We start from the raw sequence: 1,814 nt of genomic DNA on the forward strand, positions 1-1,814 counted from the left end.
CCGCCCGGCGCCTGGCCGCCGCCCAGCGTGATCTGGTTGTAGTTGACCGAGCCGTCCGGGTTGGTCGCGTACTGCACGCTGCTGGCCTTCGCTGCCGCCGAGGCCGCCTTCAGCTGGGCCACGTTGGTCGCATCGCTGTCGGCCGTGCCCGCCGCCACGCCGGTGATCTGGCGGTACTGGCCGTTGGCCGCATCGCCCACCGACACCGCGGCCTGCGTGCTGGTGGTGGCCCTGATCGCGGCCTCCTGCTGCGCCGTCGCGCCGCCCGGCACGTAGCCGGCCATGCCCGCCGCGGTGGACGCCACCGAGCCCGAGCCCAGCGCCACGCCGCCGCTTTGCTGCACGACCGCGCCGAAGCCGATCGCCGTGCCCTTGGAGACGTTCTGCGCCTGGCTCAGCGGCGTGCCGCCGGCATCCGCGTTGTCGCCCAGGGCCACGCCGCCGCCGCCCGCTCGTGCATTGGCACCGATGGCCTGCGAGCCCGTGGCCAGGGCGCCCGAACCGATGGCGATCGCGTTGGTCCCCGTCGCCTGTGCGCCAAAGCCCACCGCCACCGCGCCGTCGGCCGTCGCCTTCGCGCCGTTGCCGGCGGCGAAGGAATTGGCACCGCTGGCCACCGACTGCGGACCGATCGCCACCGCCTCCTGGCCGCTGGCCACCGAGTCGCCCGCCGTCGACTTGGCGTGGAAATACTTGGTGCCGTTGTTGTAGATGTCGCCGACCGAGGTGCTCAGGCTGCTGAGGTTGACGTTGGTCGTGCTCAGGCTCGTCGACAGGCTGCCGATGCCGCTGATCGCCGTGCTCAGGCCGGTCGAGGTGGAGGTCGACAGGCTTGCGACGCTGCTGTTCGTCGTGTTCAGGCCGGTCGACAGGCTGCCGATGCCGCTGGTCGCGGTGCTCAGACCCGTCGAGGTGGAAGTCGACAGGCTGTCGATGCTGCTCGTGGCCGTGCTCAGGCCCGTGGAGGTCGAGGTCGACAGGCTGGCCAGGCTGCTGTTCGTCGTACTCAGGCCCGTCGACAGGCTGCCGATGTTGCTCGTCGTGGTGCTCAGGCCGTTGGACAGGCTGTCGACCGTGCTCGACACGGTGCTCAGCCCGGTGGAAAGGCTGCCGATGCTGCTGGTCGCAGTGCTCAGGCCGGTCGAGGTCGAGGTCGAAAGACTGTCGATGCTGCTCGTCGCCGTGCTGAGACCCGTCGACAGGCTGCTGATGCCGGTCGACGTGGAGGTCGACAGGCTCGCCAGGCTGCTGTTCGTGGTGCTGAGTCCGGTCGACAGGCTGCCGATGCTGCTGGTCGCAGTGCTCAGGCCCGTCGAGGTGGACGTGGACAGGCTGTCGATGCTGCTCGTGGCGGTGCTCAGGCCGGTGGAGGTCGAGGTCGACAGGCTGGCCAGGCTGCTGTTGGTCGTGCTCAGGCCGGTCGAGAGGCTGCCGATGCTGCTGGTCGCAGTGCTCAGGCCCGTCGATGTGGACGTGGACAGGCTGTCGATGCTGCTCGTGGCGGTGCTCAGGCCGGTGGAGGTCGAGGTCGACAGGCTGGTCAGGCTGCTGTTGGTCGTGCTCAGGCCGGTCGACAGGCTGTTGATGCCGCTGGTCGCCGTGCTCAAGCCAGTGGACGTCGAGGTCGACAGACTCGCCAAGCCGCTGTTCGTAGTACTCAGGCCGGTCGACAGGCTGCTGATGCCTGTCGATGTGGATGTCGACAGGCTGGCGACCGCACTGTTGGTCGTGCTAAGGCCGGTTGAGAGGCTGCTGATGCCGGTGGACGCGGAAGTCGACAGGCTCGCCACGCTGCTGTTCGTCGTGCTGAGGCC

Annotated in this window: 2 protein-coding genes; one reads left to right on the forward strand and one right to left on the reverse strand. The window is 69.4% G+C overall.

The window, feature by feature from the left end:
* Window positions 1–1,085: hypothetical protein (locus tag G369_RS39890; protein WP_019654067.1), on the reverse strand; the 1,085-nt coding region annotated here is incomplete at its 3' end.
* On the opposite strand from G369_RS39890, the gene G369_RS39895 reads away from it, so the two are divergent.
* Window positions 1,030–1,814, forward strand: a 785-nt coding sequence (locus G369_RS39895; protein WP_440870402.1) for a hypothetical protein, incomplete at its 3' end; no start/stop codon positions are given. The genes G369_RS39890 and G369_RS39895 overlap by 56 nt on opposite strands.

Origin of the sequence: Variovorax atrisoli 110B (genome assembly GCF_000382045.1) — a bacterium.
Classification (GTDB): Bacteria; Pseudomonadota; Gammaproteobacteria; order Burkholderiales; family Burkholderiaceae_C; genus Variovorax; species Variovorax atrisoli.